The organism is Ensifer sp. (assembly GCF_035999185.1).
Classification (GTDB): Bacteria; Pseudomonadota; Alphaproteobacteria; order Rhizobiales; family Rhizobiaceae; genus Ensifer.
On the sequence record NZ_DASYHB010000115.1, the window covers coordinates 43,989 to 70,497 of the forward strand.

The following is a 26,509-nucleotide window of genomic DNA, read 5'->3' on the forward strand; positions in this document are numbered from 1 at the left end:
GGCCGGCATTGGCGGCCTCAGCCTTGGCGCCGGTTGGCCACGACCGCCTCGATCGAACTCAGTTCCGACGCGATGCGATCGATCAGCAGCCGCACCCGGCGCGGCTGGACGCTGAGCGGCGGGTAGACGATCTGCAGCCCCGTTTCGCCGGTCGCAAAGTCCGCCAGCAACTCGACAAGCGCGCCGGAGGCGAGATCCTCCGCAATGTCCCAAACGGATTTCAGCGCAATGCCATGTCCGGCCCGGCACCACTGCGCCACCAGCCCGCCGTCGTTGGCAACCCGCCTGCCGCGCACCATGACCTTGTAGGGCTTGCCGGCCACCTGAAAGGCCCATTCGCGGTCGAGATTGGCGCCGAAGCGCATGATGATACAGTCGTGTCGTGAAAGATCGTCGGGATGCTGCGGTTTGCCCGAGGCTTCCAGATAGGCAGGTGCCGCGCAAACGACGCGACGGTTCTCGCCCAGCGCTTTTGACCGCAGCGTGCTGTCGGCAAGAACGCCATGGCGAATGGCGAAATCCATGCCCTGCCCGACGAGATCGACATAGCCATCGGTGAGGTTCAGGTCGACCGTCACGCCGGGGTGCTCGGCGAGAAACCGGTCGAGGATCGGCACGATGTAGCGTCGCCCCATATCCTCCGGCGCGCTGAGCCGGATCGGCCCGGAGATCGTGCGGGCGCCAGAGCGGACACCCGCCTCGAGTTCGTCTGCCTCCGCCAGCAGCCGGCGCGCACCATCGACGAGGAGGCGCCCCTCTTCCGTCAGGCTGATCGCCCGCGTCGTGCGCTTCAGAAGGGCCGCGCCATAATGCGCTTCGAGCGCCGCCAGCCGTTCGGATACCGAGGCCGGTGACAGCCCCTTTTCGCGCCCGGCGGCGGAAAGCCCACCCTTTTCAACGATCAGCAGGAACAGCGAGAGATTATCGAGCAACATTCTTCGGTTCCTCCGAAACATCATTTCGGATTTAAGCCAATTATCCGGATGCGCCGCAACAGCTAACTTCCCTATCGAAAGGAAGCGCACCATGCAGCTCGACCATGTGACCATCCGCACACGCGATATCGAGGGAACACGAGCCTTCTTCGAAGCGGTTTTCGATCTGACCACCGGTCAGCGCCCCTCGTCCATACGTCGCATTGCCGGATACTGGCTCTACGCGTCAGGCAAGCCGATCGTCCACATCATCGGCAGCTATGGCGACGGCTTCGATCACTCCGCCGAGGCGATCGACCACGTCGGCTTCCGGCTCGACGGCTATGTGGCTTTTCGCGCCAGGCTCGACCGCCTCGCCGTTGCCTATTCGACCATGGATCTCGCCGATATCGGCGAGCGCCGGCTGTTCCTGCGCGCCCCCGGCGGCCCGCTGCTCGAAGCCGTCTTTTCCGAACCTGTTCCTCTGGAGAATGAACATGACATTCAGTGACAACACCGTGTCCGTCGTCATCGGCGGCACCAGCGGCATCGGCGCCGCCGTCGCGCGCGCGCTGACCCGGCGCCCCGGCTGCGTCGAGATCGCCAGCCGCGCCACCGGCCTCGATATCGCCGACGCCGAAGCGGTCGCCGCTTACTTCCGCAAGCTCGGACCGATCGACCATCTCGTCGTCACCGCCGGCTCGTCCGCGCCCGGCGGAAAGGTGGCCGATGTCGACCTCGACGCCGCCAAGGCCGCCTTCGACGTCAAGTTCTGGGGTTCGGTCGTGCTTGCACGCGAAGCTGCAACAGTGATGCGCCCCGGCGGCACCATCACCTTGACCTCGGGCTTCCTCGCCCGCCGCACCGTTGCCGGCACCTTCGTCAAGACGGCGATGAATGCGGCGCTTGAAGCCACCGCAAAGGTGCTCGCGCACGAACTGGCGCCGGTGCGCGTCAACGTGGTCAGCCCTGGGCTGACGCAGACGGAAGCCTATGCCGGCATGGCGGGTGACGCCCGCAACGCCATGTTCGATCGCGCCGCAGCCACCCTGCCCGCCGGCCGCTTCGGACGGCCCGAGGATATCGCGCAAGGCTATCTCCTTGCCATCGACAACCCCTTCGTTACCGGGTCGATCATCGACATCGAAGGCGGCGCGCTCATCCAATGAACGCAGACCAACGTGGCATCTGCGGCCCGCGGCGCGGGAATATGCGGATGCCACGACACTTTTCTTTTCACGTCGTCTATGGTGCTGCCGACACGCCGTAACCTGACCAGCGCTGGCGGCACCGAACTCGACTTCGTCACCGCCGAATTCATACGCGTACACACTTCGTCCATTGTTAGGAGCAAGCCATGAAAGCCGTCGCCCTCACCCGCTACCTGCCGGTCTCCGACCCGGAGAGTTTCCTCGATGTCACCCTGCCGAAACCGGCGCCTGAGGGGCACGATATCCTCGTTGCCGTGGCCGCCGTCGCGGTCAATCCGGTCGACGTCAAGATGCGGGCGCCGAAAGACAAGATCGAGGAAACGCCGCGGGTGCTTGGCTGGGATGCAAGCGGGATCGTCGAGGCCGTCGGCGCCGATGTGACGCTGTTCAAGCCCGGCGACCATGTCTACTACGCCGGCGACCTGACGCGGCCCGGCTCCAACCAGCAATTCCACCTTGTCGATGAGCGCATCGTCGGCCACAAGCCGAAGAGCCTCACCTTTGCCGAGGCGGCTGCCCTGCCGCTGACGACGATCACCGCCTATGAGGCCTTCTTCGATCGGCTCGGCATCGACAGGGACGGCGCCGATCGCGGCCAGTCGATCCTCATTGTCGGCGGCGCCGGCGGCGTCGGTTCGATCGGCATTCAGCTGGCAAAGCGCGCCGGCCTCACGGTCATCGCCACGGCCTCCAGGCCCGAGACCATCGCGTGGGTCAAAGAGCTCGGCGCCGATCACGTCGTCAGCCACCGCGAACCCCTCGTCGAGCAGGTTCGGGCGCTCGGCTTTGCCAATGTCGACCACATCGCCATCTTCAACGACATGCGCCATTGGGACGCCGCGGTCGAACTGATCCGCCCGCAAGGCGGCATCGTCTCGATCGACAACACCGACGTGCCGATGCCGATGGCCGGCATGAAGACCAAGGCCGCCAGCCTGCATTGGGAGTTCATGTTCGCCCGCCCGATGTTTAAGACCCCTGACATGGTCGAGCAGCACCGTCTGCTCTCCTTCGTCGCCGACGAGATCGATGCCGGACGGCTGAAGACGACGCTTGCCGAGGTGCTGTCGCCGATCAACGCCGAAAACCTGCGCGAGGCACACCGCCGGATCGAAACCGGGGCGGCCAAGGGCAAGATCGTCATCGAAGGATTTGGCGATTAATCTCTGACAGCAGGACTAAGCGAAATCGCTCGCTGCGAGATAGATCGCGGCGAGCGCCTCGAAGCCGGCCTGATCTGTCTCATCGAAACGTTCGGGTGTGGGGCTGTCGAGGTCGAGTACGCCGAGCACCTTGCCGTCCTTGATGAGCGGTACGACCAGTTCGGAGCGCGACGCCGCATCGCAGGCAATATGCCCCGGAAAGGCATGCACGTCCGGAACGAGCATCGTCTCCTTCTGCGCCACGGCACTGCCGCAGACGCCCTTGCCGACCGGAATGCGCACGCAAGCGACCTTGCCCTGAAAGGGCCCAAGCACCAGCTCATCGTTCGCGCGCAGGAAGTAAACCCCCGCCCAATTCAGGTCCGGCACGAGATCGAAAACAAGCGCCGAGAGGTTGGCGGCATTGGCGATAAAGTCGCGTTCGTCGTGTAAAAGGCCGCCGAGTTGACTGGCCAGTTCGCGATAGAATTCAGCCTTGTCGCCGGTGTCGATGGTCTTCGTCGCAAACACGGTTGTTCCTTTCAAATCTCGGCATCAGGCCGGTCGGCCGGGTCTGCCATTGGCTCGCAGCCCGCGCGCCTTCGGCGCAGCAATATCACCAACCCCGGACACAGCAAATTGCGATCCCGGGTCACAGGCGATATATCCGCGTCAATATATCGATTCCACAGACTGGCCTTTCAAGCCCCATCCCGCCCGCCTCCCCTGCTGCGCCCTACTGGAAGACAAGGAGAAAACCATGCCCTACGATCTCATCCTGTGCCAGGGACGCATCGCCGACAGAACGCCGGGCGCGATACCGGGCGCTGCGTTGACCGCAGAAGCGCTAAGCAAACGCACGGGGTTGCGGGCCACCGTTATCGGCGCCCCGGCGCCCGCCAGGGAGGATGACTGGTCGGAGAGCTTGCCGGAAGCAGGCCAGGCTCTGGCCGGCCTGCAGCATGCCGTGGCTGAGACGCTCCAGCGTGGCAGCAAGCCGCTGGTGGTGGCCAATACCTGCTCGGCGAGCCTTGCAACGCTTCCGGTCGTCGCCCGCAAACACCCCGATGTGGTCGTGCTGTGGATCGATGCCCATGGCGACTTCAACACGCCCGAGACCACCGAGAGCGGCTACCTCGGGGGCATGGTTCTTTCTGCCGCCTGCGGGCTCTGGGACAGCGGCCACGGCAGTGGCCTGAACCCGGCCCAGATCGTCATCCTCGGCGCGCGCGACATCGATGCGCCCGAGGCGCTCTTGATGCAAAGGGCCGGCATCCGCACGCTTTCGCCGGCGGAAGCAACACCGGAAGCCATGCATGCGATCATCGGAGACAAGCCCGTCTGGATCCACGTCGATTGGGACGTGTTGGAGCCAGACCACGTGCCGGCCGCCTACGCCATTAAGGACGGCCTCCTGCCAGGCCAGTTGCGGGCCATTTTCGAGATCATCCCGGAAGCACAGATCGCGGGCATCGAGCTTGCGGAATTCGAAGCCACGCAGGACAAGTTGAAGGACGCAGCCGCGATCGAATGCCTGCTTCACATCGTGTGGCCGCTGAAAGCGATGCGGCCCGAATGATAAGGCGCGAGTAACCTCAGCCGTCCGTCTCCGGCGCCGCCTTCACCGCCGTGATGATTTCGCCGAGCAAGAGATGGAGCGCGTCGCGGTAGCCGTTGCGGGCAGACGGTCCGCTCTCGGCAGAGGTCATGACCACGGTGAGGTCGAGGCTCGGGATGATGTAGAGCATCTGGCCGCCATAGCCCCAGGCGAAATGCACGGTCTCGCCGGCGATCTCGCGGGCGAACCAGCCGTAGCCGTAGCTGTCGCCGGAGAAGCGTGAAATGGTACGGTGCTGCCAGGACGCTTCGATCCATGTGGGAGACACAAGCTGCACGCCTGACGCCGTGCGACCGCCATTGCGATAAAGTTCGCCGAAGGCAAGCAGCGAACGGGCGCTCATCGCCATCTGGTTGCCGCCGAGATAGATGCCCTGCGGATCGCGGTCCCAGGCGCCGATGCGGAAACCGTCGAGCGGTCCGAGCCACTCGCGCGCGAGAGTGAGGGTCGACTTGCCGCTGACCTTGGTCAGGATCCCCGAGAGCAGATGGGTCGAGGCGGTGGAATAGAGCATCTGCCCGCCGGGATCGTCGTCGAAGGGCTGGGCAAGTGCGGTGCGCACCCAGTTGCGGCTCGCGACCCATCGCCCGTAGTTCGGACCGGATAGGCGCCCGAGACCGGCCTGCATCGACAAGAGATTGCCGATGGTGATGTCATTGATGCGCGGATCCGGCGAGGCCGGCAGATCGGCTTTGAGGATCGGCGCGATCTTCTGGTTCGGTCCTTGGAGCAGCCCCTTGTCGATGGCCATGCCGACCAGCGCCGAGATGATCGATTTCGACGCTGACTTGATGTTCGTCGCGTCCGTTACCCGGTTGCCGCGATAGCCGCGCTCTGCAAGGATCGCGCCGTCGCGGGCAACGATCACGGTTTTCAACGGGCTGAGGTCCGGACGCTCCGTCAACGCGTCAAGGAGCGCCGCAGCCGGCGCCGACGTCTGTGCGGCGGCGGGCAAGGCGATCAGCATCAGGGCGCAGAGGGCAACGACAAATCGGATCATGAAGCAGCATCTAAGACTGCCGTGCGTCGCCGTCACCCGTCACAACGCCATCTCACACCGAATTGAAAGCCGGTTGATCGCTGCCGATGACGCGGATCAGGGCGACGGCGGCTTCGCAAAGGCGTCGACGAAACGCCGGAGGCTTTGCTCCACGAATGCGGTCACGGACACGCTGGGGTCGAAACTCCACCAAAGCAGCGACCCCTGCCACTGCGACGCCATCAGCAATCCGAGCCCGGGGGATGCCGCAGGTAACCCGGCGAGGCATTCGTCGAGCACACCCGAAAGCACGTCGCGCCACTTCGCGCCGCGGGCGCGCAGCAGCGGATTACGCAGGTCTTCGCGCAATATTCTGAGGTCATCGGCATAGCTGTCGATGCCGCCGTAATCGCCGGAGAGCCCGACCAGCAACGCGATCGCACCTTCCGGCGTTCGCGGCACGCCCGCCATCAACTCCGCCGTCTGGCCGTCCAGCCCATCCCAGGCGTGGACGAGCGCGCTCTGGATCAGCCGCGCCTTGTTGTCGAACCGCTGCACCAGCGTGGCGCCGGATAGCCCCGTTCTCGCGGACAGTGCTGCGAAGGTCAGCCCCTCCGGCCCTTCCGCCCGCATGATCGCGAAGGCTGCCTTCAACACCTCTTCGTCGGGCATCGTCTTTGGACGCGGCATCTTGACTCCAATTTATAAACGAACAATCATTTATATATTGAAGTGGTCGTACATGCCAGAGGCTAACGACGCGAAGGAGGAAGTCATGACGCTCAAAGGAAAAGTCGCACTGGTCGCCGGCGCCACGCGCGGCGGTGGTCGTGGCATCGCCAGCGAACTCGGGGCGGCCGGCGCGACAGTCTACGTCACAGGTCGCACGACCCGGCAGCAGCAATCCGAGTACAAGCGGCCTGAGACGATCGAGGAGACGGCCGAGATCGTCAGCGATCTCGGCGGCGAGGGCATCGCCGTTCAGGTCGATCATCTGCAACCAACCGAGGTCGAAGCACTGGTCGCGCGCATCCGCCGCGAACAGGGGCGCCTCGACATTCTCGTCAACGACGTCTGGGGCGGCGAACTGCTGTTCGAATGGAACAAGCCGGTGTGGGAACACAACCTGGAAAACGGTCTCCGACTGTTGCGCCTCGGCGTCGACACCCATCTGATAACCGCCCATTACGCCCTGCCGTTGATGATCGAGAACCCGGGCAGCCTGCTTGTCGAGGTCACCGACGGCACCGCCGAGTACAACGCCGTGAACTACCGGCTGTCGCCCTTCTACGATCTCGCCAAGGTTTCGGCCAACCGCATGGCCTGGGCGCACGCCAAGGATCTCGCCCCACACGGTGCGACATCGGTGTCGCTCACGCCTGGCTGGATGCGCTCGGAGATGATGCTCGAACATTACAGCGTCCGCGAAGACAACTGGCTTGAGGCGACGAAGAACCAGCCGCATTTCGTCATCTCGGAAACACCGCGCTTCGTCGGCCGCGCCGTGGCGGCTCTTGCGGCAGACCCCGAAAAGTCGCGATGGAACGGTCAGTCGCTGTCGAGCGGAGCGCTGGCTCAGGTCTACGGTTTTACCGACCTCGACGGCTCACGGCCCGACTGCTGGCGCTACATGCGCGAGGTGATGGAGGCCGACAAGCCGGCCGACGCCACCGGATATCGCTGACATTTGGGTGCCTGAACCACCATCAACGGGCGTTGCGATCTTGAACCCGAGGGTCGCCTCCTATAGTTCGAAGCTTCAGGCAACCAATGAGCCGCTGCGCCGCATGTCCCAACAGGGAAGTCTGCGCCGCCAGGTAAGTGATAGAAGATGGCATCGCGGGATCGTTATTCGAGAAAGCTGGAATGCGCCAAGTGCGGAGCCTCCGGCTTTGCCGAAGCCTCCGAGAACGACAGCGCCAAGGGCGGCAACCGCGGTTTTACCATCGACGCCATGCCCAAGGGCTTTTCGACCGAGCGCAATTCCTCCGACCCCGCCAAACACATGGTCCGCTGCCGCTGCGGCAATGTGTTCGCGTTCAAGCAGAAGACGGTTTACGCGCCGGGCAGCGAGCCGCGCGGCTAAGCTTCGCGCAAGTCCGCGCGTCCATGTTGAGAAAAAATTCACCATCTTGTCTCAACATCGACCCAATCGGCGGGCAGCTATGGCGCGGACGCGCGTTCAAGTTTTGTTGATCGCAGTGGCCCGTGGCCAAGGCTTGCGGCCAAAGCTGCCACCGCTTAATCGCTGACGTTGAAGCCGACCGCAGCGTGTTGATTTGCGCACAGTCGGCGCCCGCGCCGCACGAAGGATGCTTGGCGGCGAAGCATTTTCCAGGAGCCCGAATGCGGCGCGAGACGAAACAGAGCCCTTCTTCCGAAACGCCCCGCGCGGCCACGCTTTTGGCGCCCCTGCGCCGGATGCGCAGTGCGCTTGCGATCGGCGCGATGGCAATTGCTCTGTCCGGCTGCATGGCGCTCGATGCCGACGACGTGCGCGAGCCGCCACCGATCCCGGCCAAGCTCATTGCCGCCATGGCGAAGAACGGCAGCAAGCCGGAAAGCCCCGTGCTCGTTCGCATCTTCAAGCAGGAGAGCGAGCTTGAGGTTTGGAAGCAGAACAGCAAAGGCCAATACGTACTTCTGAAGACCTATCCGATGTGCCGCTGGTCGGGGAAACTCGGGCCCAAGATGAAGTCGGGCGACCGCCAGGCGCCGGAAGGTTTTTACCATGTCTCGGCCGGCATGTTGAACCCGAAATCGCAGTATTTCCTGTCGTTTAACCTCGGCTACCCGAACCGTCTGGAATCGGCGCTCGGCTATACCGGCGAGGCGCTGATGGTGCATGGCGCCTGCTCGTCTTCGGGCTGCTACGCGCTGACCGACCAGGGCGTCGGCGAGATCTATTCGGTGGTCCAGCGCGCGCTTGCGGGCGGTCAGGGCAATTTTCAGGTCCAGGCCTATCCTTTCCGAATGACGGCGGCAAACATGGCCAGCCACCGCGGCGATCCGAACTTCGACTTCTGGAAGAACATCAAGCAGGGCTACGACATCTTCGAGGCGACGAAGCGCCAGCCGAAGGTTTCGGCCTGCGGTCGTCGCTACGTCTTCAACACCGAGTTTGAGGGTGGCGAGCCGACCGATCCGCTCGCCGCCTGCCCGCCGGCCATCTCGACGCCCGACGCCGGGCTGGTGGCACGGTTGCAATCGGAAGACGCCAAGCTCGCGGGCCTGATGGCAAACCAGACCTCGGCCCCGCTCAACGCCTATGTGGACGGCGGTATGCATCCGAGCTTCCGGGCGCTGCTTGAGAAAAACGGCGCGGAAAAGCTGGCCGCGAAGATATCGGGAACTAAGTATCCCATTAGCCGACCCGAAGCGGCACTGGCGGACCCCTACGCCGGCCTGTGATCGCTTCGACTGGAAACGCGCATGTGACCCTGGGGCTGTGCGCGTCGCCAGCAGCGAACAACAGGACGACCGAGGGTTCCATGCCTGACCAAGTGATCCGCCGCCGCACTTTCCTGCAACTCTCAGGCGGCCTGGCGGCCGCGACGCTTGCGGGTTGCGCCTCGCCCCGTCCGATGGTGACCCGCTCCTACGCGCCGGAGCAACCCCAGATCGCTAGTCCCGCGCTTGCGGAGATCTACGGCGAAAAGCCGAACGAGCCCTATCCGCTACCGGCGATCCCCTACGAGAAGATCGAGCCGCAGTTCTACCGCCAGATGGTCGCCGATCCGACCGGCGAGACGCCCGGCACGCTGGTCGTCGATGTCGGTGGCCATTTCCTCTATCGGGTTTATGAGGGCGGGCAGGCGATGCGCTACGGCGTCGGGCTCGGCAGGGCGGGCTTTGCCTGGGCCGGGCGCGGCGTCATCCAGTACAAGCGCGAATGGCCGCGCTGGAACCCGCCGGACGAGATGGTGGCGCGCCAGCCCGAGTTGCAGCAATACAGTATCGAGGCGGGCGGCATGGATCCGGGCTTGCGCAACCCGCTCGGTGCCCGCGCCATGTACATCTTCCAGAACGGTGAGGACACGCTCTACCGCATTCACGGCTCGCCGGAATGGTGGACCATCGGCAAGTCGGTGTCGTCGGGCTGCGTGCGGATGATCAACCAGGACGTCGTCGATCTTTACAACCGGGTGCCGAACGGCACGCCGATCGTCGTCACCGACCTCTCGGGCGGCGGCATGGCACAGTCGCAGCCACAGCCGCAACCACAATACCTTCCGGAAGAGCAGCCGCAGTCGCGGCGACCGAACTACATGCGGATGGGGCCGGACGGACTGCCGGCCCTCTAGCCCCTTTGGATCAATTCGTCCGGAATATGGCGGCAATAGCCGCCATTCTGTCGCCCGCTACAGGACGAGCAGCGGTGTCTTGCCCCTGACCCGATTGTAAAGATCGATCGCGTCCTGCTGCAGCATGCGCACGCAGCCGGCGGACGCGTTCTTGCCGATCGAGCGCCACTGCGGCGAACCGTGAATGCGATAGAGCGTATCCTGGCCATCCTGGAAAATGTACATGGCGCGGGCACCGAGCGGGTTGTCGAGACCCGGATCCATGCCGCCGGCATCGATGCCGTATTTCTTCAGGTGCGGCTGGCGCGCGACCATGTCGTCGGGCACGGTCCAGCGCGGCCATTTGCGCTTCCAGTGCACCACGGCGCGCCCCTTCCAGGCACGACCGGCAGCACCAAGACCGACGCCGTAGCGGATGGCGCGACCACCGGGCAGCACGTAATACAGGAACATCGTCTGGGTATCGACAACGATCGAATACGGCGGTTCGTTGGTGGCATAGGCCACTTCCTGGCGCAGGAACTGCGGCTTGATCTCCGTGTACTGGATACCCGGAACATCGTAGCCTTCGTCCTTCACCGGCGCGTAGATCGACGCATAGTCGTAGGTCTTCGTCGGCACGTCCGCCGCGTCCGCTGCCTTTTCCGGCGAACCGCCGCCGCCCGCGATCGGTTCGATCAGCTTCGGCTTCGGTTCGGGTTTCGGGATCTGCGTGCAGGCAGTCAAAACGGAACTGGCGATCACCGCGAGCAGCGACCGGCGGGACAAATTCATCGACACTTTAATTCTATTCCAGGTTGGAGATTTCGCTTGGAGAGGGTCCGAGGAGAGGCCCAAGGCTGTTGGGCCGAACCGTGACCGAAATGTGGTGAAATCCATTCTTTGGCGTGGATCTCGCGCCATGTTGAGCACTCGATCAGGCACTGTTGCAGATTTCCCGCGCTGCCCGTCATGACTGCCTCACCCGACCGCCAGATCGCCCATCGCCGGGTCCGGAATGACGACGATGGTGCTGCCATCGCGGACCTGATCGTGAAGGTAAACGACATCCTGGTTGATAAGACGGATGCAGCCGGACGAAACCGCCTTGCCGATCGAATGCGCCTCGGGACTGCCGTGGATGCGGTAGAGCGTGTCCCTGCCATCCTTGTGGATGTAAAGCGCGCGTGCCCCGAGCGGGTTCTTCAGACCTGGCGGCATGCCGCCATTGGCGATGCTGTAGGGCGCGAGTTTCGGTTGGCGCGCCACCATCTCGTCGGGTGGGGTCCAGCGCGGCCATTTGCGCTTGTAGGCGACAACCGCCCGACCGGACCAGGCAAACCCTTCGCGGCCGACGCCGATGCCGTAGCGCATCGCCCGCCGACCGGGCAGCACATGGTAGAGATATTTCGCCGGCGTATCGACGATCAGCGTGCCCGGCCGCTCTGTAGTCGGATAGTCGACCTCCTGGCGCCAAAACTTGGGGTCGACATCGGCAACCTTGACCTCGGGGATCGGGAATTCTTCGTCCGGCATCGCATGATACATCGGCGGCACGGTACGCCGATCCGGGAGCGGCGGGGCTGCGCGTGCTGGCAGCACGGTCGGCGTCGGGCGCACGGTCGCGCAACCCGTGACAAACAGCGACGCCGCCCCAATGAAGAGGCTGCGACGGGTGAGCGTGATGCCGGTCTTGTGATCGGCCGTGGGTGAAGAAAGCTCGTCTGGTTTGGTCATATCGGGCATTCAACGATTCGATTTGTTGCAATGCCGCCTTCAGGGAAGTCCTACCTTAAGGCTGCCTTAAGGGAGGGGCTCAAGAGTTCCGCTCGCAAAAAAGTGAGGAATACCAATGCGGATCCTGATCGTCGAAGACGACGATATCCTGCGCGACGGCCTCAAGGTTGGACTGGCGCTGGCCGGCTTCACCACCGATGCCGTCGGCACCTGCGACGCAGCCGCAACGGCGCTTGCGGCCAACGGCTTCGACGCCGTGGTGCTCGATCTCATGCTGCCCGACGGTTCCGGCTTGGACATCCTGCGCGACCTGCGCGCCAACCAGAACGATATCCCGGTGCTGCTGCTCACCGCCCGCGACACGGTCCGCGACCGGGTGGCGGGCCTCGATACAGGCGCCGACGACTATCTCGGTAAGCCGTTCGATCTTGACGAGGTCGCAGCCCGGTTGCGCGCCCTTTCGCGGCGCTCCAGCGGCCGTGCGACCGCTGCTCTCGAATGGGCGACGTTGAAGCTCGATCCGGCACGCCAATCGGTGGAACAGGCGGGCAAGCCGGTGCAGCTCTCAAGGCGCGAATATTCGATCCTTCACATGCTGATGGCGCATCCGGGCGTCATCTTCTCCAAGGCCAAGCTCGAGGACAAGCTTTACGGCTGGCAGGAGGAGATCGAGAGCAATGCCGTCGAAGTGCACATCCACCATCTGCGCAACAAGCTCGGTCCCGGCCTGATCGAGACCGTCAGAGGCATCGGCTACCGTCTCGGTGGAGCCGGTTGATGCGGTCTTTGCGCACCCGGCTCTTCGCCATCCTCTTGATCACCACCGGCCTGCTCTGGCTGTCGGCCACGGTCTGGATCTTCCTGAGCACCCGTGCCGAGGTCGAGCGCGTGCTCGATGCGAGGTTGATGGAGGCGGCACGCATGGTCAATTCGCTGATCGTCAGCCAGGACATGCTGAAAGACGACGAGGCGAGCGACCGCCCCGCCCAGAGCGCGATGAGAATCCCCGTTCTCGATCACCCGCACTACGACCGGCAGCTCTCCTGCCAGATCTGGTCGCTCGACGGCACGCTCATCGGCAAGTCGGACAGCGCGCCAAACACGACGCTTGCCGCCCATGCGACCGGTTTTTCCGAGACCGTCATCAATGGCGAAACCTGGCGGGTGTTTGCGGTCGAGAATGCCGGCCTCGGCGTGCGCGTGCTCGTCGGCGACAACCTGCGCATCCGCGACCGGCTGGTCAACGATCTCGTCAAGGGCCTCCTGTTTCCAGCACTTCTGATCATTCCGCTGCTTGCGGTCCTGATCTGGCTCAGCGTCGGGCGCGGACTGGCGCCGCTCAGGCGGCTCGCTGGCGATCTGGCCGCACGGGACGCCTCGGATCTGCATCCGATCGACGGTCTCGACACGACGAAGGAAATCAGACCGGTGCTCAAGTCCCTGAACGGCCTCTTTGCCCGCGTCGCCGGCGCCCGCGAGCGCGAGCAGAACTTCATCGCCTTTGCCGCACACGAACTGCGCACACCGCTCGCCGGCTTGAAGACCCAGGCCCAGGTGGCGCTCGCCAGCGACGACCGCGACATCAGAGACAAGGCGCTCGGCCAGATCGTCGCCGGCGTCGACCGCACCGGCAAGCTGGTGCGACAGCTGCTCGACATAGCGTCGGTGGAAGCGGTGGAGGACGGCAAGGCGGCCGGAGCCTTCAGCCCGGGGGAGATGCTCGCAAGCCTCGGGACGGAGCTGCGGAGCCACGGGACGCCGGCTGCAGAGATCCATATCGACGAACAGCTGCGCAGCTTGAAGATCGGCATGGAACCGGAGCTATTCCGACTGGCCGCGCGCAATCTCCTGGAAAACGCTCTCAATCATTCGCCGCCTGGCACGAGCGTCAGATGCGGCATGGAAAGACAGACCGGCGGTGTCGTCATCGCGATCGACGACGCCGGACCCGGCATCCCCGAAGACGAGATGGCACATGTGACCGAACGCTTTTTCCGTGGGCGTTTCAGGACAGCGATCGGCAGCGGCCTTGGGCTCAGCATCGCCGAACTCGCGCTTGATCGCGCCGGCGCCGAGCTACAATTGCGCAATCGGGCGGAGGGCGGCCTTTCGACCCGCATCGTCCTGCCGCAAAGTCTCATTCTGTGAGGCAATCACGCTGCGGGCCGATTTCATGGCTCTGCTATTGCGCAACTCCGGACGGAAACCACTTCAGGCGCTTTTTCGCATCGGCGGGTCCGGCAACGGCACTGCCGCCATCAGCGCCCGGGTATAGGCGTCCTGAGGGTTCTCGAAGACCGCCCGCCGCGTTCCCATCTCGACGATCCGGCCGCCGCGCATGACGGCAACATGGTGCGACATGCGCTCGATCACCGCCATGTCGTGCGAGACGAAGAGATAGGCAAGACCCATCGTTTCCTGCAACTCGAGCATCAGGTCGAGCACGCGGGCGCGCACCGACACGTCGAGCGCTGCCACGCTTTCATCCGCGACGATCAGCTTCGGATTGACCGCTAACGCCCGGGCAATGCAGATGCGCTGACGTTGGCCGCCGGAAAACTCGTGCGGGTAGCGGCTGGCGGCATCGGGCCCGAGACCAACGCGGCGCAAGAGGTCGGCGACGCGGTCAGTGCGTTCGCTGCGGTTGCCGATGCCGTGGATGACGAGCGGCTCGGCGATCGCCGCGCCAACGGCCATGCGCGGATCGAGCGAGGCATACGGATCCTGGAAGATCATTTGCGCCGAGCGGCGCACCGGCCGCATCTGCCGCTGTGTAAGCGCGCCGATCGCCTGTCCGTCGATTGTCACGTCGCCGGCAAACGGGATGAGGCCGAGCACCGCCTTGCCCGTCGTCGATTTGCCCGAGCCGCTTTCGCCGACGAGCCCCAGCGTCTCACCGGGGAAGATATCGAAGGAGACGTCACTGACGGCGGCAGTCAACTTCTTTCCACCCAGCAGACCACTCGGCTTCTTGCCGTAGTGGACAACGAGGTCGCGTACGGAAAGGACAGGGCCGCTTGCCCGTGGGATCGAAGTCGGCAAAGCCGGGCCGATGCGCGGTGGACCGTCGGTGCCTGCATGCGCGCCGAGCCTTGGTACTGCCGCCAACAGGTCCTGCGTGTAGCGCTCGCGCGGAGCACGGAAAATCGGCGAAACGTCCCCCTGTTCGACGATCCGCCCCTGCTGCATGATCACCACGCGGTCGGCCATCTGCGCCACCACGCCCATGTCGTGGGTGATCAGGATGATCGAGGCGCCGAATTCCTTTTTCAGATCCTTCATCAGCGTCAGAATCTGGGCCTGGACCGTGACGTCGAGCGCCGTCGTCGGCTCGTCAGCGATTAGCACCTTGGGACGGCAGGAGAGCGCCATCGCGATCATCACCCGCTGCCGCATGCCACCCGACAGCTCGTGCGGATATTGCCTCATCCGCCTCGCAGGTTCCGTGATCTGCACCGCATCGAGCATGCGCAAGGCAACGGCGGCAGCGGTCGTCCCCTCGGAGCCCTGATGCTCACGGATGGCCTCGGTCAGCTGCTCGCCGATCGACATGACCGGGTTGAGCGACGTCATCGGCTCCTGGAAGACCATGGCGACATCGCCGCCGCGCACGCTGCGCATGGCGCTGTTGGAGAGCTTCGAGAGTTCGCGGCCTTCAAGCTTGATGCTGCCGGACGCGATCCTGAGCGAGGTCTTCGGCAAGAGCCCCATGACGGCGAGCGAGGTCACGGACTTGCCGGACCCGCTCTCGCCGGCAATGCAGAGCGTCTCCCCAGTTTTAAGGTCGAAGCTGACCGCGTCGAGGACCCGGCGTGGGCCCTGAGGTGTCAGCGCATCGACCGAGAGCCCGTCGACGCTGAGAACGGGAGACGCTGCGATCACGAAAAGACGATCCTCGGGAAGTAGAAGGAGACCACCCAGTTCGGCTGGTCGACGATTTCGCTGATCCTCAGATCGCCGCAGACCGAGCAGAGCAGATAGGCGTCGACTGGGCTCAAGCCGTGCTCGGCGCCGAGAAGGTCGATCATGCGCATCAGGCTTTCGCGCGCACCGGTCATCAGGTCCGGCCCGATGCCGGTCGTCACCTCGTAGCCGGCCGCGTCGAGATGGCGGGTCACCGGACCCGGCGTGGTGAAGCGGGGGCTTGCGAGACGCGCGTCCTTGACGAGCTCGATCGTCGCTTCCACTTCCATCTGGCTCTCGATGGCCGTGCCGCAGACCTCGCCGTCGCCCTGGGCCGCGTGCGTATCGCCGATCGAGAACAGCGCGCCTTCCACCTCGACCGGCAGATAGAGCGTAACGCCCGATGTCAGGTCGCGAATGTCGAGATTGCCGCCGACGCGGCGCGGCGGCACTACGGAGTGCAGGCCTGGCTCCGCCGGCGCGACGCCGATCGTGCCGGCGAACGGTTTCAGCGGCACGCGGCCGCCGGGACCGTAAAGAGCCGGTGCCATGCTGGTGGCGTCATAGGACCACATGTGGAGCGCCGGATCGGTGAACTGGTCGGCAAGCAGGCCGAAGCCCGGAATGTTGGCCGTCCAACCGACGCCCGAGGGAATGAAGCGACGGATCGTTACTTTCAGTGCGTCACCGGGTGCGGCACCTTCGACATAGACGGGGCCCGTCACCGGATTGATCCGGTCGAAATCGAGCGCGGCCAGCGTCTCGAGCGTCGAGCCGGCACCGAGCTGGCCCCCGGAGGAATCGAGACACTCGAAGTGAATGGTCTCACCGGGCTTGGCGATCAGCGTAGGCTCGAAGTCACGGTTCCAGCCAAAGTGATGCTTGGCGCGGTGGATGGTGTGGGTGCAGGCAACGCACATGAAATCTCTCCCAAACTCAAGAGGAGGCTCCCCGCAGACAACCTGCGGGGAGCCTGACGCTTACTCTTTCACGAAGATCGCGTCGTAGTTGATGACGCGGGTCGGATCGACGTAGATGTCGCCGTCGCCGCCCATGCGCGGCGACTTGGCCACGACCCGGCGCTCGTTGGTGACGGGCACCCACGGCGCATCGGCCATAATGTCGGTGAAGATCTTGCCCCAGGCCGCCTGACGCTCGACCGCTTTCGCCGGATCGGACATCGAATCGGCTTCAACTGCACGCTTGTCGAGCGCCTCGTTGCAGTACCACGACCAGTTCCAGCCGCCCTGCACGGCGCCGGAGCAACCGAGGATCGGGCCGTAGAAATTGGACGGATCCGGGAAGTCGGCGATCCAGGCCATGCCGCCCGACCAGATCATCGGCGCCTCGCCTTCCGTTCCGCCGGCGGCGATGACATTGGCCTGCGCCAGCGCCCGGACTTCCGCCTTGATGCCGATCGCGGCCAGATCTTGCTGGATTGCCTGGGCGATGCGCGGCTGCGGATCGGTGTTGGTCGAATAGAGCACCGTCTCGAAACCATCGGCATGGCCGGCTTCGGCCAAGAGCGCCTTGGCCTTCTCGACGTCATAGGCATAGCCGGTGAACGCCTTGTCGTAGCCCGGCATCAGCGGCGGCAGCGGCTGGTTGGCAGCCGTCGCGCGGCCGTTCAGGATGCGGGTGATGCGCTCCTTGTTGATCGCCATGTTGACGGCCTGGCGAACCTTGACGTCGTCGAAGGGCTTCACCTTGGTGTTGAGCGTCACATAGCCGGTGTGCAGTTGCTGCCCGTCCACGATGATCTCCGCACCTTCGGGCGAGTTCTTGATTTCGAGGAACTTCGCCGGTGGGATGCCGTCGCCGGCAATGTCGACCTCGCCCTTCTGCAGGCGCAAGAGCGCCACCAGCGGCTCCTGGCCAACCTCGACGGTGAACTTGTCGATATGCGGCATGTCCTTGACGAAGTAGTCCGGGTTGCGCTCGAAGGTCAGGCTCTGGCCGACCGTCCAATCCTTCAGGATGAAGGTGCCGGAGCCGACCGGCTTCTTGCCGAAATCGCCGGCCGCCGCTTCCACTGCTTCCTTCGGCACGACCGAGGCGAAGTTGACGGCGAGCACGTGCAGGAAGGTGGCGTCCGGGCGCGAGAGATGGAAGACGACGGTGCCGTCGTCTGGCGCTTCGATGCCCTCAAGTGTCGTCGCCTTGCCGCCCGAAAGGTCGTCAAACCCCTTGATCGCTCCGAAGAAGCCGGCACCAGGCCCTTGCGTCTTCGGGTCGACGGCGCGCTCGATCGAGTATTTGACGTCAGAGGCGACGATCTCGCGGCCATTGGTGAACTTCACGCCCTTACGCAGCTTGAAGGTATAGGTCAGGCCATCCGGTGCGACCTCAAAGGTTTCGGCCAGCGACGGCACCAGTTCGGTGGTGCCCGGCTTATAGTCCATCAATCGTGAGAACAGGCTCTTGATCATCGACCAGTTGACCCAGTCGTAGCCGATCGCCGGATCGAGCGTGGCGATGTCGTCCTTGTAGGTGATGACGATATCGCCGCCCTGTTTCGGCGCGTCCTGCGCCGTCGCTGCAAGCGGTGCCAGGACAAGTGCTGCGGCGACAGTTGAAGTTCGAAGCCAGCTTTTGAACATTTTTGTTCCCCTTTTTGGTTGCTGTGCGGATGAGCTTTTCCAGGAAAAGTGCGGAGCGGTTTTCCGCGCGGGATTGCGTAGAAAACTCCTAGCGGGCGCGGATGCGCGGATCGATGAGCGGCGCGATGAGATCGGCGATCAGATTGCCGATGACGATCGCGAGCGCCGAAACGAGCGTCACCCCCATGATGATCGGAATGTCGACCTGCTGGATCGCCTGCCAGGCCAGCTGGCCGATGCCCGGCCATCCGTAAACCGCTTCGACGACGACCACGCCGCTCATGAACTGGCCGATGTCGATGCCGATCATCGCGATGATGGGCAGCAGCGCATTGGGCAGGGCATGTCGGAAGACGATGCGGAACGACGAGAGGCCCTTGGCGCGCGCGGTGCGCACATAGTCCTGGTTGAGCACGTCGATCATCGCCGAGCGGACCATGCGCGCATACCAGCCGGCGCCGAGAATGCCGAGCGTCAACGCCGGCAGCACCACATGGGCAAAGGTGCCGAAGCCGCTCATCGGGAACCAGGCGAGCGTGACGGCAAAGACGTAGAGGAGCAGGAGCGCGGCGACGAACTGCGGCGCAGACACGCCGACGAAGGACGCCATCATCACGAGGCGATCGACGAAACCGCCACGCCTGACCGCCGCAAGGACGCCGAGGGCGACGCCGAGCACGACCTCGACGAATATGCCGGCCGCCATCAGGATCAGGGTCGCCGGCAGGCGCGCGGCGATCAGCGTACCGACATCGGTCTTCTGGGCGTAGGAGCGGCCGAGATCGCCCTGCACGAGCCCCTGCAGATAGGTCCAGAACTGCACGAGCAGCGGCTGGTCGAGCCCAAGCTCGCGGCGGATGTTGGCGACCGTCTGGGCCGTGGCGCTGCGCCCTGCAATCATGCGGGCCGGGTCGGCCGGCAAAGCATAAAGCAGCAGGAAAGTGATCGCGGCGACGCCGAGAAGGATGAGCGCCGTCTGGACCAGGCGGCGGAGCAGAAGGAACGCCATCTCAGCCCCTCCCGCGCTGCGTCGGATCGAGGATGTCGCGGAGCGCATCGCCGACCAGATTGAAGGAGAGCGCGGTCAAGAGGATGACGGCGCCGGGGATGAAGACCAGCCAGGGTGCGGCCTGAAAGTAGCTCTGGCTCTCGAAGATGATGTTGCCCCAGGAGGGTGTCGGCGGCTGCACGCCGATGCCGAGAAAGGAGAGGGTCGCCTCAAGCAGCACGGTCGTCGCGATGCCGAGCGTGCCCCAGACGATCGCCGTCGGCACGAGATGCGGCAGGATGTGATGAAACAGGATGCGGCCGTGGCCGGCTCCGAGCGAGCGCTCGGCCAGGATGAAGTCGCGTTCGACGAGGCCGCGGGTTTCCGTATAGACGATGCGGGCGACCTGCACCCAGTTGACGAGCGCGATCACCATGGCGACGATCCACAGGCTCGGGCGGAGCAGCGCGGCAAGCACGATCGCCAGCAGCAGCGCCGGAAAGGCCATCATCAGGTCGGTAAAGCGCATCAGCGCATTGCCGACGAGGCCGCGCATGTAGCCGGAGAGAATGCCGATCAAAAGACCGATGGTCACGGCAACGCCGTTGGCGACGAGGCCGATGACGAGTGACGTGCGTGCGCCGTAGAGCAGCCGGGACAGCAGATCGCGGCCGAGCGTGTCGGTGCCGAGCAGGAACTGGGCGCTTGGTGGCAGCGGCGCGCCCTCGAGCGTCAGGCCGTCGAACATCTGTTCGTCCGGGCTGTAGGGGGCGATCAGCGGTGCGGCGAGCGCCAGCACCACCACCAGAACAACGACGACGAGGCCGAACAGCGCCGCCGGCTGCCTGAGCATGGATTTCAGGACCTGCATCAGCCGGCCTCCGGCAGCGGCTCGGCGCCGCCCAAGATGGAGCCGGCGACCTGTTCCATCGACAGACGCTTCTTCATCGCGCAGTTGCGCAGGATGCCGTAGGCCCGCTCCTCGTCGACATGGCAGGCCTGGCCGATCTTCAGCACAGCTGCGTGAACGAGCGGCCGCATCCGCACCCGCTCTTCGAGATGCGCGATCTTCTCGCCAACGGCACGGCGCTCCTGATGGATGCCGACCGCCATCACCAGGGCCGGATAGACGGCCGACGACGCCAGCGGCTTGGCGATGATCGCGGCTGCCCCCTGCCCCATGGCCCAGGCGACGCGCCCCGGCGCTTCCGAACCGAGCAGCGCAATCAGCGGCCGCGGTGCCTGTTCATCCTTCCACGGCAGGAGCCCGCTCCAGCCCTGGTCGGCGTCGACCAGGATGATGTCGGGCAAGTGGCGTTCATCAAGCGGTTGCCATTGCACCGTAACCTCAAAGCCAAAGAGCTTGAGCTGACGCACAAGGCGCTCGGTCGTCTGGTCCTCGCGGTGCAGGATCGTTGCCCGCCAGCCGGTGAAATTCGGTGTTTCCCTCATGAGACGATCCGCAGTTGAGGCGCCCGACGCTTGCGCTGGCCGGTCAAGTATGGGTCTGCGGCTATGGATGGCTGCGAGACGACGATATCGAAGCCGCCCTCGTCGTTGATCCGGCCGAGATGAAACGGAAGGGCTGCATGATGGGTCTGCGGATCGACCCTCAATGGTCCGAGCACGCTCGGCCGCGACAAGGCAGAAACGAGCTGCAGGATCGTAGCGGGATCGTCAGCGCCCGCCTCGACGATCGCTTCGGCGCAGAGCTTGACGGAGGCATAGGCGCTGGCAAATACGCTGGAGATGCGCCGCCCGGCACCGAACCTGTTGTCGACACGTTGCTTGAACGCCGCATTCTCCGGCGACGCAACGGTGTCGAAATAGGAAGCGGCGCAAAGCTGTCCGGTCGCAACTCCAAGCCCGATATCGGTCAGTTCGCATTCCTGCAGGTCGCAACTGACGACCGGGCAGCTATCCGGGCGGAAGGCCGGGTCGCGCTCGGCAAGCGCCCGCATGGCGGCATGAAAGGCGTAGCTCGACGGGCCGACGAGGTTGTTGAGGACGAAGCTCGGCCGGCGCTGCTCTATCTCGGCGACGATGCGCTCGACCGCGGTTTCCTCGAGCGGCAGGTAACGTTCGCCGAGCACGGCGCCGCCTGCCTCCTCGACCAGCTCGCGCGCGAGCCGGTTCATCTCCCAGCCCCAGACATAGTTGGCGCCGACGAGATAGGGCCGGTTGCCGAAGCGCGGCAGGAGGTAGTCGAGCAGCGGCAGGAGATGCTGGTTCGGGCAGCCGCCCGTATAGATCACGTTGTCGTTGGCCTCGAAGCCCTCGTAAGGGCACATGTACCAGAGCAGGCCATCGTGCTTTTCGACCAACGGAATGACTTCCTTGCGGGCAAGCGAGGTGATCGTGCCTATGATGTGGCGGCAGCCGTGATCGCGCAGCAGCGACCGGGCACCTTCAAGGTAACGGTCGATGTTGGCCTCGGGGTCGACGAAGACGGGTTCGATCCGGCCCGGATGTGCAGCCGCGATCTCCTCGATCGCCAGCTCCGCACCGTCACGGCAGTCGCGGCCCATCGTGCCGTAAGGCCCGGTTGTGGAATAGAGGATGCCGATCTTTATCGCGTCGCTCATGGTCCCGCCAAAAAACCAAAAACCCCATGACGCCGCACCCATCGAAGATGGGGGGATCATGGGGCCAAACTGCCCGTCGACCATCAAGGTCATGTGAAGGGATTGATCTGCTCAATCTGAGAGCATGATTAAGATACGGGCAGCCGGCGACTGTCAAGCAAGGAATGGCAACAACGAGAGGGATTGTGCGCAACTTTGCATGCGGCTCCCGCACCGACGCGGCAACAAAGGATTTCGGCGCCTTGCGCCATTTGACCGGCCCGCAAGCGGGCCGGTCCGGTTCGCATCCGTTTAGAACTTCCGGCTGATCGCGATCTTGAAGTTTCGGCCCGGCATCGCCGAGATTCCGTCGCTGAGATAGGGCTCGTAGTATTTGTCGAAGATGTTGTCGACGGCCAGATGCACTTCGCCGCCCTCCATGAAGCCCGAGGTCGGCGTCCAGTCCAGGAAGAGCCCGTGCACCGCGTAGCCGGCACTCGGCGGGCGGGCATAGCTCTTTCCGTCCTGGTTGTAGGGCGTGCGGTTCTGGTCGTCGACGAAGGTTCCCGTCCAGCCAAAGGCGAGATCCCGATCCGGGACCTTGATCCCGGCGGTGGCGATGACCGTCAAGGGCGCGAGATCGTTGATGTAGGTGTCGGGACCCCAGATGTTGTTGACGGCGCCGGTGCGCTCGCCCGTCATCCAGGACACGCCGAGGTCACCGAACAAGCGTTCGGTCTCGTAATGCGATTGCAGTTCGATGCCGCGGATGTCGTAAGACGGCGTGTTCCAGTAGAACGGCACGTTGCCGGTGACGCCGGCGAGGTTGACGGTGCCGAACCGGCGTGTGACCGGGTTGGAAACGTGGTTGTTGTAGGCCGAGATGCGCGTCGACAGAAGGTCGTCGGTCGCCAGCACGTTGTCGAAGCTCAGGTCGACGCCGATGTTGAAGGTGCTGTTGCGTTCGACCTCCAGCCCGCGGCTGGTGCCCGACGCCTTGGTGATCACGCTCTGGGTCGAGTAGAGCTCGTCGATGTTGGGTACCCGCATCGCATAGGCCCAGTCGGCAAAGAACCGCACCTCTGGTGTTGCTTCCCACGAGAGGCTGATCGCCGGCGTCACGCCTTGATGCGTGACGGCGGAATAATCGTGTCCGGCCAGCGGGTTGTTGAAGCGCGGTGCGTCGTTCGGCACCCCCTTGGAACGCACGTGGTCATAGCGCAGGCCCGGGGTCACCGTTACGGTATCCGTCAGCTCGATCCGGTCGCGGACGAAAGCCGCAAAGGTCTTCTGCGTGCCTTCCGGCATGAACCAAGGGGCGTAGTAACCGTAGTTGTATTGCGCCTGGGTGCGGTTGGCGATGTCGTACATCCAGATGTCGCGGTCATGGTCGAGATACTGCACGCCGTAATTGAGGCTGTGCGACAGGCCGCCGAGCGAGAAGTTGGATGTGTTTTCCGCTTCGAACTTGATGTCGGTGTAGGCGGCGTCGTTTTCGTAGCCGCCGACGGATGCGCTCGGGCTGAGCCCGGGGATGTTGGGGCGCGTGGCGTGCTGGCTGGTCGACGAGAAGCTCGCCATCATGCGGTAGTTCACGAGGTCGCTGTCGCCGGCATAGCTGTAAGTCAGCGTCGAGGTGAAATCCTCGATCTCGCGCCAGGTGAGAAGCCGGCGCATCGCCTCCTTGTAGCCGTAGGTGGTGATGCTGTAGTCCGACGGCGCCGACTGGCCGCGGATGGCTGCGACCGGCCCCCAGTTATCGTTCTGACCGTAGGCGAGCGTGCCCCTGATCTCGTGGCCGTCATATTCCGCGCCGACATTGGCAAGCAGGCTGGTCAGCTTGGAATTTGAATAGTTGTAGACCTCGCCACCACCAACGCGCATGTCGTCGCTCTTGCGCCACGTCCCCGCCAGGAGGCCGTCATAGGTGATGGGGCCGCCGAAATCCGACTTCCCGTAAAGCGCGCCGGTTTCCAGAAACTGCTTGTTGGCGCTCTGGAAACCGGACTTGGCCCAGACGCCCCATTCCTCGCCCGGCCTGAGCATGTCGGCCGCATCCTTTGTTTCCATCAGCACGGTGCCGCCGAAGCCGCCATTGCCGTAGCGCACGGATGTCGCGCCCTTTTCGATCTCGACGCGCTTGAGCAGTTCGGGCTCGATGAAGACGGTGCCCTGGTCGTATTTCTCGAAATTCTTCGGGGCGCCATCGAGGATGATGCGCACGTCCGACTGTCTGGCGAACCCGCGGATGGCGATCGTCTGCCCTTCGAGGCGCACGCCACCGCCCAGGGACACGCCGGGCGTCTTCTGCAGCAATTCCGGAAGGCTCGACGCCTGCGCCTTTTCGATGTCCTCGGCGTCAAGAATTGCGACGTTCGGCGCGCGGTCGCTTCGTCTGGCATCGTCACGAGCGACGATCGGCGCCAGCTTCGTGCCATCCCCTTCTACCGGTGCCGCGGCTTCGACGGCGCCCATGAGCTTCACTGTCGAGCCATCGACAAAACGATAGCGGACACCCGTTCCGCTCAACAGGCGCGACAGCGCCTCGTCTGCGGCCATTTCACCGGAAACACCATTCGTGCTGATACCTGAGGCGACCGAGCTATCGAACACCACCTGCAGCTTGAGCTGCGCGGCCAGGCGGTTCACGGCCGTTGTCAACTTGCCCGAGGGCACATCGACCCGATGCAGCGATGCATCCTGGGCAAGCGCTGCGGTGGCCGTGAAGGCAAGAACCGTACCCGTCATCAACAGGTTGAGAATTCCGGAGAGGCGGCGTCCGCCGGTCGCATTCGAATATGGCATGATGGTCCCAGACAGTGAGAGATGGCCGAAACGGCCGGGGTCTGGTTGCTGGACGAACGGGGCGCCTCTTCAGGGACACCCCCGTGTTGATTTTTTTAACGAAGGATCGTCACGTAGGGGCCGATCCGGGTGACCTCGACATCGAAAGCCTCGGCGAGACCCTGCAATGTCCCGATGGGATCGGAGAGGTCGAAGCTGCCCGACACCCGTCTCGCACCGACAGAGGCATCGGCGATCAGGATCTTGCCGGGAACGTAGCGCCCGATTTCCTCGACGATGGACGTGATCGTGCGCTCCTCGAAGACGAGGCGTCCTTGCCTCCAGGACGCAGCCAGAAACGGGTCGACCGGCCTGATATCGCCGAGCCGGCCATCGTGTGTGTAATCCAGCTGCTCGTTGACCTCGACGCGGCGCGGTGGCGTTGCCGCATCGGTCGCAACCGACACCGCGTGCTCAAGCACGGTGACGCTGGCACCGTCGTCGGTCAGGTTAACGTCGAATGCCGTGCCAAGCGCAGTCGTTGTTCCGCCTCCGGCTTCCATGACAAAGGGCCTGTCCTTGTCGGCTGCGACCTTGACGAACGCCTCGCCACGCAACAGCACGATCCGCCGCTCGCCCGAGGAAAACCGATAGGCGACGGCCGATTGGGCGTTGAGCTGCAACGTCGAACCGTCGTCGAGCATGAAGATTGGCCTTTCGCCCGTGCCGGCAATAACGTCGGCCCGCATCCGCATCGGACCGTCGAGCGCAACAAACAAACCGGCTCCGGCAACGGCGATGGCTGCAAGCGATGCCACGGTCTTGCGCCGGGGTCCGGCTGCCTTCACCGCCCTTTGCGCGAACTCCGGTTCGCGCCGGATCAGCAACGACACATCGCCGATCGCCCTTTGAACGCGCGCGAAGATCTCGGCATGCGCGGGGTCTTCCGCGCGCCACCGTTCGAAGGCAGACCTGAGCTCTTCGTCGTCAGGGTCTCCCTTCAGCCGGACCAGCCAGTCCACCGCCTGCTCGCGCAGCCGCTTTTCGCGCGTGGTGCGATCGTGCTGAGGCGTATCACCGGTTGACGCATGCCGTCCGCTGCGCGCCGTCACAACACCTCCTCCAGCCGATCGAGGCAATGCAGATAGGCCTTGCGCAGGTGCCGGTCGACCATGTTGCGGCTAATACCGATGCGCACGGCGATCTCGTCCGAAGTGAGGTTGCCGATGCGGCTTGCGAGAAATACGCGGCGTCGCTGCAGCGACATCTCCATGATCGCCACTTTCAGGATCGACAGCCGACGGCGGAGATCGATGTTGGCGTCAGGCGCGGCGATTTCGCTTGCAACCGCCAGGGCCTCTTTTTCGCTGCCGGAGAAAAGCTTAAGCTCGAAGCGATCGCGACGCAGCCAGTCAATGCCGAGATTGGCGCAGGCACGGCGCAGAAACGCCCGCAGCGAGGATTTGCCCTCGAGCGAGGTGCGCCGATCGACCAGTCGAACATAGAGTTCGTGGACAACGTCGTTTGCCGTTGCCGGCTGGTGACCACGCCGCCGCGTCATCGCGCACAGCTCGTCGTAGTAGGCCACGATCGCGTCGTCGAGCATCAAATGCGAAGCTGATTTCTTTGGCATGGTTTTTTTCAGGGCCGATCGGAACCGCCGGCGGAGCGAGGTGGGACGAACAGGGCGCGCGGATGTGCCGGCGCCGGCGTTCATTAGCGCGTCCTTTCGGCGCGCACAATAAATATGATAAAAATACTCATCTTTATTTTCGGCGCACCTCTA

Annotated in this window: 26 protein-coding genes; 10 read left to right on the forward strand and 16 right to left on the reverse strand. The window is 64.2% G+C overall.

Translation table 11 applies throughout. The features are described 5' to 3' along the window. Positions 1 to 17: 17 nt before the first annotated feature. The gene (locus tag VGO04_RS14160) at positions 18 to 935 is read right to left on the reverse strand and encodes a LysR family transcriptional regulator (RefSeq protein ID WP_327496593.1); all 918 of its coding nucleotides are present in this window, start codon (positions 933 to 935) and stop codon (positions 18 to 20) included. 91 nt (positions 936 to 1,026) lie between these two features. Between VGO04_RS14160 and VGO04_RS14165 the strand changes: the two genes are divergently transcribed. The 3 genes from VGO04_RS14165 (at position 1,027) to VGO04_RS14175 (ending at position 3,288) form a co-directional block, all read left to right on the forward strand. Then, positions 1,027 to 1,425, forward strand: coding sequence for a glyoxalase (locus VGO04_RS14165; RefSeq protein WP_327496594.1), 399 nt, complete (start codon positions 1,027 to 1,029; stop codon positions 1,423 to 1,425). Next, complete coding sequence (locus VGO04_RS14170) at positions 1,412 to 2,083, forward strand: SDR family oxidoreductase (RefSeq protein WP_327496595.1); 672 nt, start codon at positions 1,412 to 1,414, stop codon at positions 2,081 to 2,083. Before VGO04_RS14165 ends, VGO04_RS14170 begins: the two co-directional genes overlap by 14 nt. A 188-nt stretch (positions 2,084 to 2,271) precedes the next feature. Further along, entirely contained in the window at positions 2,272 to 3,288 is a 1,017-nt protein-coding gene (locus VGO04_RS14175; protein ID WP_327496596.1) for a zinc-binding alcohol dehydrogenase family protein, read from the forward strand. A 15-nt stretch (positions 3,289 to 3,303) separates the two neighbouring features. Here the strand turns inward: VGO04_RS14175 and VGO04_RS14180 are convergent, their stop codons facing one another. Next, positions 3,304 to 3,798 carry a GAF domain-containing protein gene (locus VGO04_RS14180; protein ID WP_327496597.1) on the reverse strand — a complete coding sequence of 165 codons (495 nt, stop codon included), beginning with the start codon at positions 3,796 to 3,798 and terminating at the stop codon, positions 3,304 to 3,306. A 229-nt stretch (positions 3,799 to 4,027) separates the two neighbouring features. Between VGO04_RS14180 and VGO04_RS14185 the strand changes: the two genes are divergently transcribed. Then, complete coding sequence (locus VGO04_RS14185) at positions 4,028 to 4,846, forward strand: arginase family protein (RefSeq protein ID WP_327496598.1); 819 nt, start codon at positions 4,028 to 4,030, stop codon at positions 4,844 to 4,846. A 16-nt stretch (positions 4,847 to 4,862) separates the two neighbouring features. Here VGO04_RS14185 and VGO04_RS14190 read toward each other — a convergent pair whose 3' ends face one another. Together VGO04_RS14190 and VGO04_RS14195 are read right to left on the reverse strand one after the other, a co-directional pair. Further along, entirely contained in the window at positions 4,863 to 5,885 is a 1,023-nt protein-coding gene (locus VGO04_RS14190; protein ID WP_414650540.1) for a serine hydrolase domain-containing protein, read from the reverse strand. Positions 5,886 to 5,981: 96 nt separating this feature from the next. Further along, positions 5,982 to 6,554, reverse strand: a complete 573-nt coding sequence (locus VGO04_RS14195; protein WP_327496599.1) for a TetR family transcriptional regulator — start codon at positions 6,552 to 6,554, stop codon at positions 5,982 to 5,984. Between the two features lie 85 nt (positions 6,555 to 6,639). On the opposite strand from VGO04_RS14195, the gene VGO04_RS14200 reads away from it, so the two are divergent. The 4 genes from VGO04_RS14200 to VGO04_RS14215 all read left to right on the forward strand — a co-directional run bounded on the left by VGO04_RS14200 (position 6,640) and on the right by VGO04_RS14215 (position 10,168). After that, a complete protein-coding gene (locus VGO04_RS14200) occupies positions 6,640 to 7,548 on the forward strand; it encodes an SDR family oxidoreductase (protein WP_327496600.1) in 909 nt (302 codons plus the stop codon). A gap of 147 nt (positions 7,549 to 7,695) precedes the next feature. Beyond that, a complete protein-coding gene (locus VGO04_RS14205) occupies positions 7,696 to 7,950 on the forward strand; it encodes a hypothetical protein (protein ID WP_327496601.1) in 255 nt (84 codons plus the stop codon). A 335-nt stretch (positions 7,951 to 8,285) separates the two neighbouring features. Next, positions 8,286 to 9,275, forward strand: coding sequence for a murein L,D-transpeptidase family protein (locus VGO04_RS14210; protein ID WP_327496649.1), 990 nt, complete (start codon positions 8,286 to 8,288; stop codon positions 9,273 to 9,275). An 80-nt stretch (positions 9,276 to 9,355) separates the two neighbouring features. Next, the gene (locus VGO04_RS14215; protein WP_327496602.1) at positions 9,356 to 10,168 is read left to right on the forward strand and encodes a L,D-transpeptidase; all 813 of its coding nucleotides are present in this window, start codon (positions 9,356 to 9,358) and stop codon (positions 10,166 to 10,168) included. Positions 10,169 to 10,225: 57 nt separating this feature from the next. Here the strand turns inward: VGO04_RS14215 and VGO04_RS14220 are convergent, their stop codons facing one another. After that, positions 10,226 to 10,942, reverse strand: a complete 717-nt coding sequence (locus VGO04_RS14220; protein WP_327496603.1) for a L,D-transpeptidase — start codon at positions 10,940 to 10,942, stop codon at positions 10,226 to 10,228. Positions 10,943 to 11,128: 186 nt separating this feature from the next. Beyond that, on the reverse strand, positions 11,129 to 11,884 hold the full coding sequence (locus VGO04_RS14225; protein WP_327496604.1) for a L,D-transpeptidase: 756 nt from the start codon (positions 11,882 to 11,884) through the stop codon (positions 11,129 to 11,131). A 115-nt stretch (positions 11,885 to 11,999) separates the two neighbouring features. On the opposite strand from VGO04_RS14225, the gene VGO04_RS14230 reads away from it, so the two are divergent. Continuing rightward, positions 12,000 to 12,662: a response regulator transcription factor gene (locus VGO04_RS14230; protein WP_327496605.1), complete on the forward strand. Its 663-nt coding sequence runs from the start codon at positions 12,000 to 12,002 to the stop codon at positions 12,660 to 12,662. After that, complete coding sequence (locus tag VGO04_RS14235) at positions 12,662 to 14,032, forward strand: ATP-binding protein (RefSeq protein WP_327496606.1); 1,371 nt, start codon at positions 12,662 to 12,664, stop codon at positions 14,030 to 14,032. Before VGO04_RS14230 ends, VGO04_RS14235 begins: the two co-directional genes overlap by 1 nt. A 63-nt stretch (positions 14,033 to 14,095) precedes the next feature. Here VGO04_RS14235 and VGO04_RS14240 read toward each other — a convergent pair whose 3' ends face one another. From VGO04_RS14240 to VGO04_RS14285, 10 genes are all read right to left on the reverse strand, one after another. Next, positions 14,096 to 15,766, reverse strand: a complete 1,671-nt coding sequence (locus tag VGO04_RS14240; protein WP_327496607.1) for an ABC transporter ATP-binding protein — start codon at positions 15,764 to 15,766, stop codon at positions 14,096 to 14,098. Continuing rightward, positions 15,763 to 16,707, reverse strand: coding sequence for an acetamidase/formamidase family protein (locus tag VGO04_RS14245; protein ID WP_327496608.1), 945 nt, complete (start codon positions 16,705 to 16,707; stop codon positions 15,763 to 15,765). Before VGO04_RS14245 ends, VGO04_RS14240 begins: the two co-directional genes overlap by 4 nt. 60 nt (positions 16,708 to 16,767) lie before the next feature. Beyond that, entirely contained in the window at positions 16,768 to 18,387 is a 1,620-nt protein-coding gene (locus VGO04_RS14250; protein ID WP_327496609.1) for an ABC transporter substrate-binding protein, read from the reverse strand. Between the two features lie 88 nt (positions 18,388 to 18,475). Then, positions 18,476 to 19,396: an ABC transporter permease gene (locus VGO04_RS14255; RefSeq protein ID WP_327496610.1), complete on the reverse strand. Its 921-nt coding sequence runs from the start codon at positions 19,394 to 19,396 to the stop codon at positions 18,476 to 18,478. 1 nt (position 19,397) lies between these two features. After that, positions 19,398 to 20,246, reverse strand: a complete 849-nt coding sequence (locus VGO04_RS14260; RefSeq protein WP_327496611.1) for an ABC transporter permease — start codon at positions 20,244 to 20,246, stop codon at positions 19,398 to 19,400. Beyond that, the gene (locus VGO04_RS14265) at positions 20,246 to 20,827 is read right to left on the reverse strand and encodes an ANTAR domain-containing response regulator (RefSeq protein WP_327496612.1); all 582 of its coding nucleotides are present in this window, start codon (positions 20,825 to 20,827) and stop codon (positions 20,246 to 20,248) included. The genes VGO04_RS14260 and VGO04_RS14265 overlap by 1 nt, the downstream gene beginning before the upstream one ends. Further along, positions 20,824 to 21,960: a transporter substrate-binding protein gene (locus VGO04_RS14270; protein ID WP_327496613.1), complete on the reverse strand. Its 1,137-nt coding sequence runs from the start codon at positions 21,958 to 21,960 to the stop codon at positions 20,824 to 20,826. The genes VGO04_RS14265 and VGO04_RS14270 overlap by 4 nt, the downstream gene beginning before the upstream one ends. 291 nt (positions 21,961 to 22,251) lie before the next feature. Further along, positions 22,252 to 24,744, reverse strand: a complete 2,493-nt coding sequence (locus VGO04_RS14275; protein WP_327496614.1) for a TonB-dependent receptor — start codon at positions 24,742 to 24,744, stop codon at positions 22,252 to 22,254. A gap of 95 nt (positions 24,745 to 24,839) precedes the next feature. Next, entirely contained in the window at positions 24,840 to 25,835 is a 996-nt protein-coding gene (locus VGO04_RS14280; protein ID WP_327496615.1) for a FecR family protein, read from the reverse strand. After that, the gene (locus VGO04_RS14285) at positions 25,832 to 26,356 is read right to left on the reverse strand and encodes an RNA polymerase sigma factor (protein ID WP_327496616.1); all 525 of its coding nucleotides are present in this window, start codon (positions 26,354 to 26,356) and stop codon (positions 25,832 to 25,834) included. The genes VGO04_RS14280 and VGO04_RS14285 overlap by 4 nt, the downstream gene beginning before the upstream one ends. Between the last annotated feature and the right edge of the window lie 153 nt (positions 26,357 to 26,509).

Coding starts and splice junctions, on each gene's coding strand:
- VGO04_RS14160 (WP_327496593.1), bottom strand. CDS start 935: ATGTTGCTCGATAATCTCTCGCTGTTCCTGCTGATCGTTGAAAAGGGT.
- VGO04_RS14165 (WP_327496594.1), top strand. CDS start 1,027: ATGCAGCTCGACCATGTGACCATCCGCACACGCGATATCGAGGGAACA.
- VGO04_RS14170 (WP_327496595.1), top strand. CDS start 1,412: ATGACATTCAGTGACAACACCGTGTCCGTCGTCATCGGCGGCACCAGC.
- VGO04_RS14175 (WP_327496596.1), top strand. CDS start 2,272: ATGAAAGCCGTCGCCCTCACCCGCTACCTGCCGGTCTCCGACCCGGAG.
- VGO04_RS14185 (WP_327496598.1), top strand. CDS start 4,028: ATGCCCTACGATCTCATCCTGTGCCAGGGACGCATCGCCGACAGAACG.
- VGO04_RS14190 (WP_414650540.1), bottom strand. CDS start 5,885: ATGATCCGATTTGTCGTTGCCCTCTGCGCCCTGATGCTGATCGCCTTG.
- VGO04_RS14195 (WP_327496599.1), bottom strand. CDS start 6,554: ATGCCGCGTCCAAAGACGATGCCCGACGAAGAGGTGTTGAAGGCAGCC.
- VGO04_RS14200 (WP_327496600.1), top strand. CDS start 6,640: ATGACGCTCAAAGGAAAAGTCGCACTGGTCGCCGGCGCCACGCGCGGC.
- VGO04_RS14205 (WP_327496601.1), top strand. CDS start 7,696: ATGGCATCGCGGGATCGTTATTCGAGAAAGCTGGAATGCGCCAAGTGC.
- VGO04_RS14210 (WP_327496649.1), top strand. CDS start 8,286: ATGCGCAGTGCGCTTGCGATCGGCGCGATGGCAATTGCTCTGTCCGGC.
- VGO04_RS14215 (WP_327496602.1), top strand. CDS start 9,356: ATGCCTGACCAAGTGATCCGCCGCCGCACTTTCCTGCAACTCTCAGGC.
- VGO04_RS14220 (WP_327496603.1), bottom strand. CDS start 10,942: ATGAATTTGTCCCGCCGGTCGCTGCTCGCGGTGATCGCCAGTTCCGTT.
- VGO04_RS14225 (WP_327496604.1), bottom strand. CDS start 11,884: ATGACCAAACCAGACGAGCTTTCTTCACCCACGGCCGATCACAAGACC.
- VGO04_RS14230 (WP_327496605.1), top strand. CDS start 12,000: ATGCGGATCCTGATCGTCGAAGACGACGATATCCTGCGCGACGGCCTC.
- VGO04_RS14235 (WP_327496606.1), top strand. CDS start 12,662: ATGCGGTCTTTGCGCACCCGGCTCTTCGCCATCCTCTTGATCACCACC.
- VGO04_RS14245 (WP_327496608.1), bottom strand. CDS start 16,707: ATGTGCGTTGCCTGCACCCACACCATCCACCGCGCCAAGCATCACTTT.
- VGO04_RS14250 (WP_327496609.1), bottom strand. CDS start 18,387: ATGTTCAAAAGCTGGCTTCGAACTTCAACTGTCGCCGCAGCACTTGTC.
- VGO04_RS14255 (WP_327496610.1), bottom strand. CDS start 19,396: ATGGCGTTCCTTCTGCTCCGCCGCCTGGTCCAGACGGCGCTCATCCTT.
- VGO04_RS14260 (WP_327496611.1), bottom strand. CDS start 20,246: ATGCAGGTCCTGAAATCCATGCTCAGGCAGCCGGCGGCGCTGTTCGGC.
- VGO04_RS14265 (WP_327496612.1), bottom strand. CDS start 20,827: ATGAGGGAAACACCGAATTTCACCGGCTGGCGGGCAACGATCCTGCAC.
- VGO04_RS14270 (WP_327496613.1), bottom strand. CDS start 21,960: ATGAGCGACGCGATAAAGATCGGCATCCTCTATTCCACAACCGGGCCT.
- VGO04_RS14275 (WP_327496614.1), bottom strand. CDS start 24,744: ATGCCATATTCGAATGCGACCGGCGGACGCCGCCTCTCCGGAATTCTC.
- VGO04_RS14285 (WP_327496616.1), bottom strand. CDS start 26,356: ATGCCAAAGAAATCAGCTTCGCATTTGATGCTCGACGACGCGATCGTG.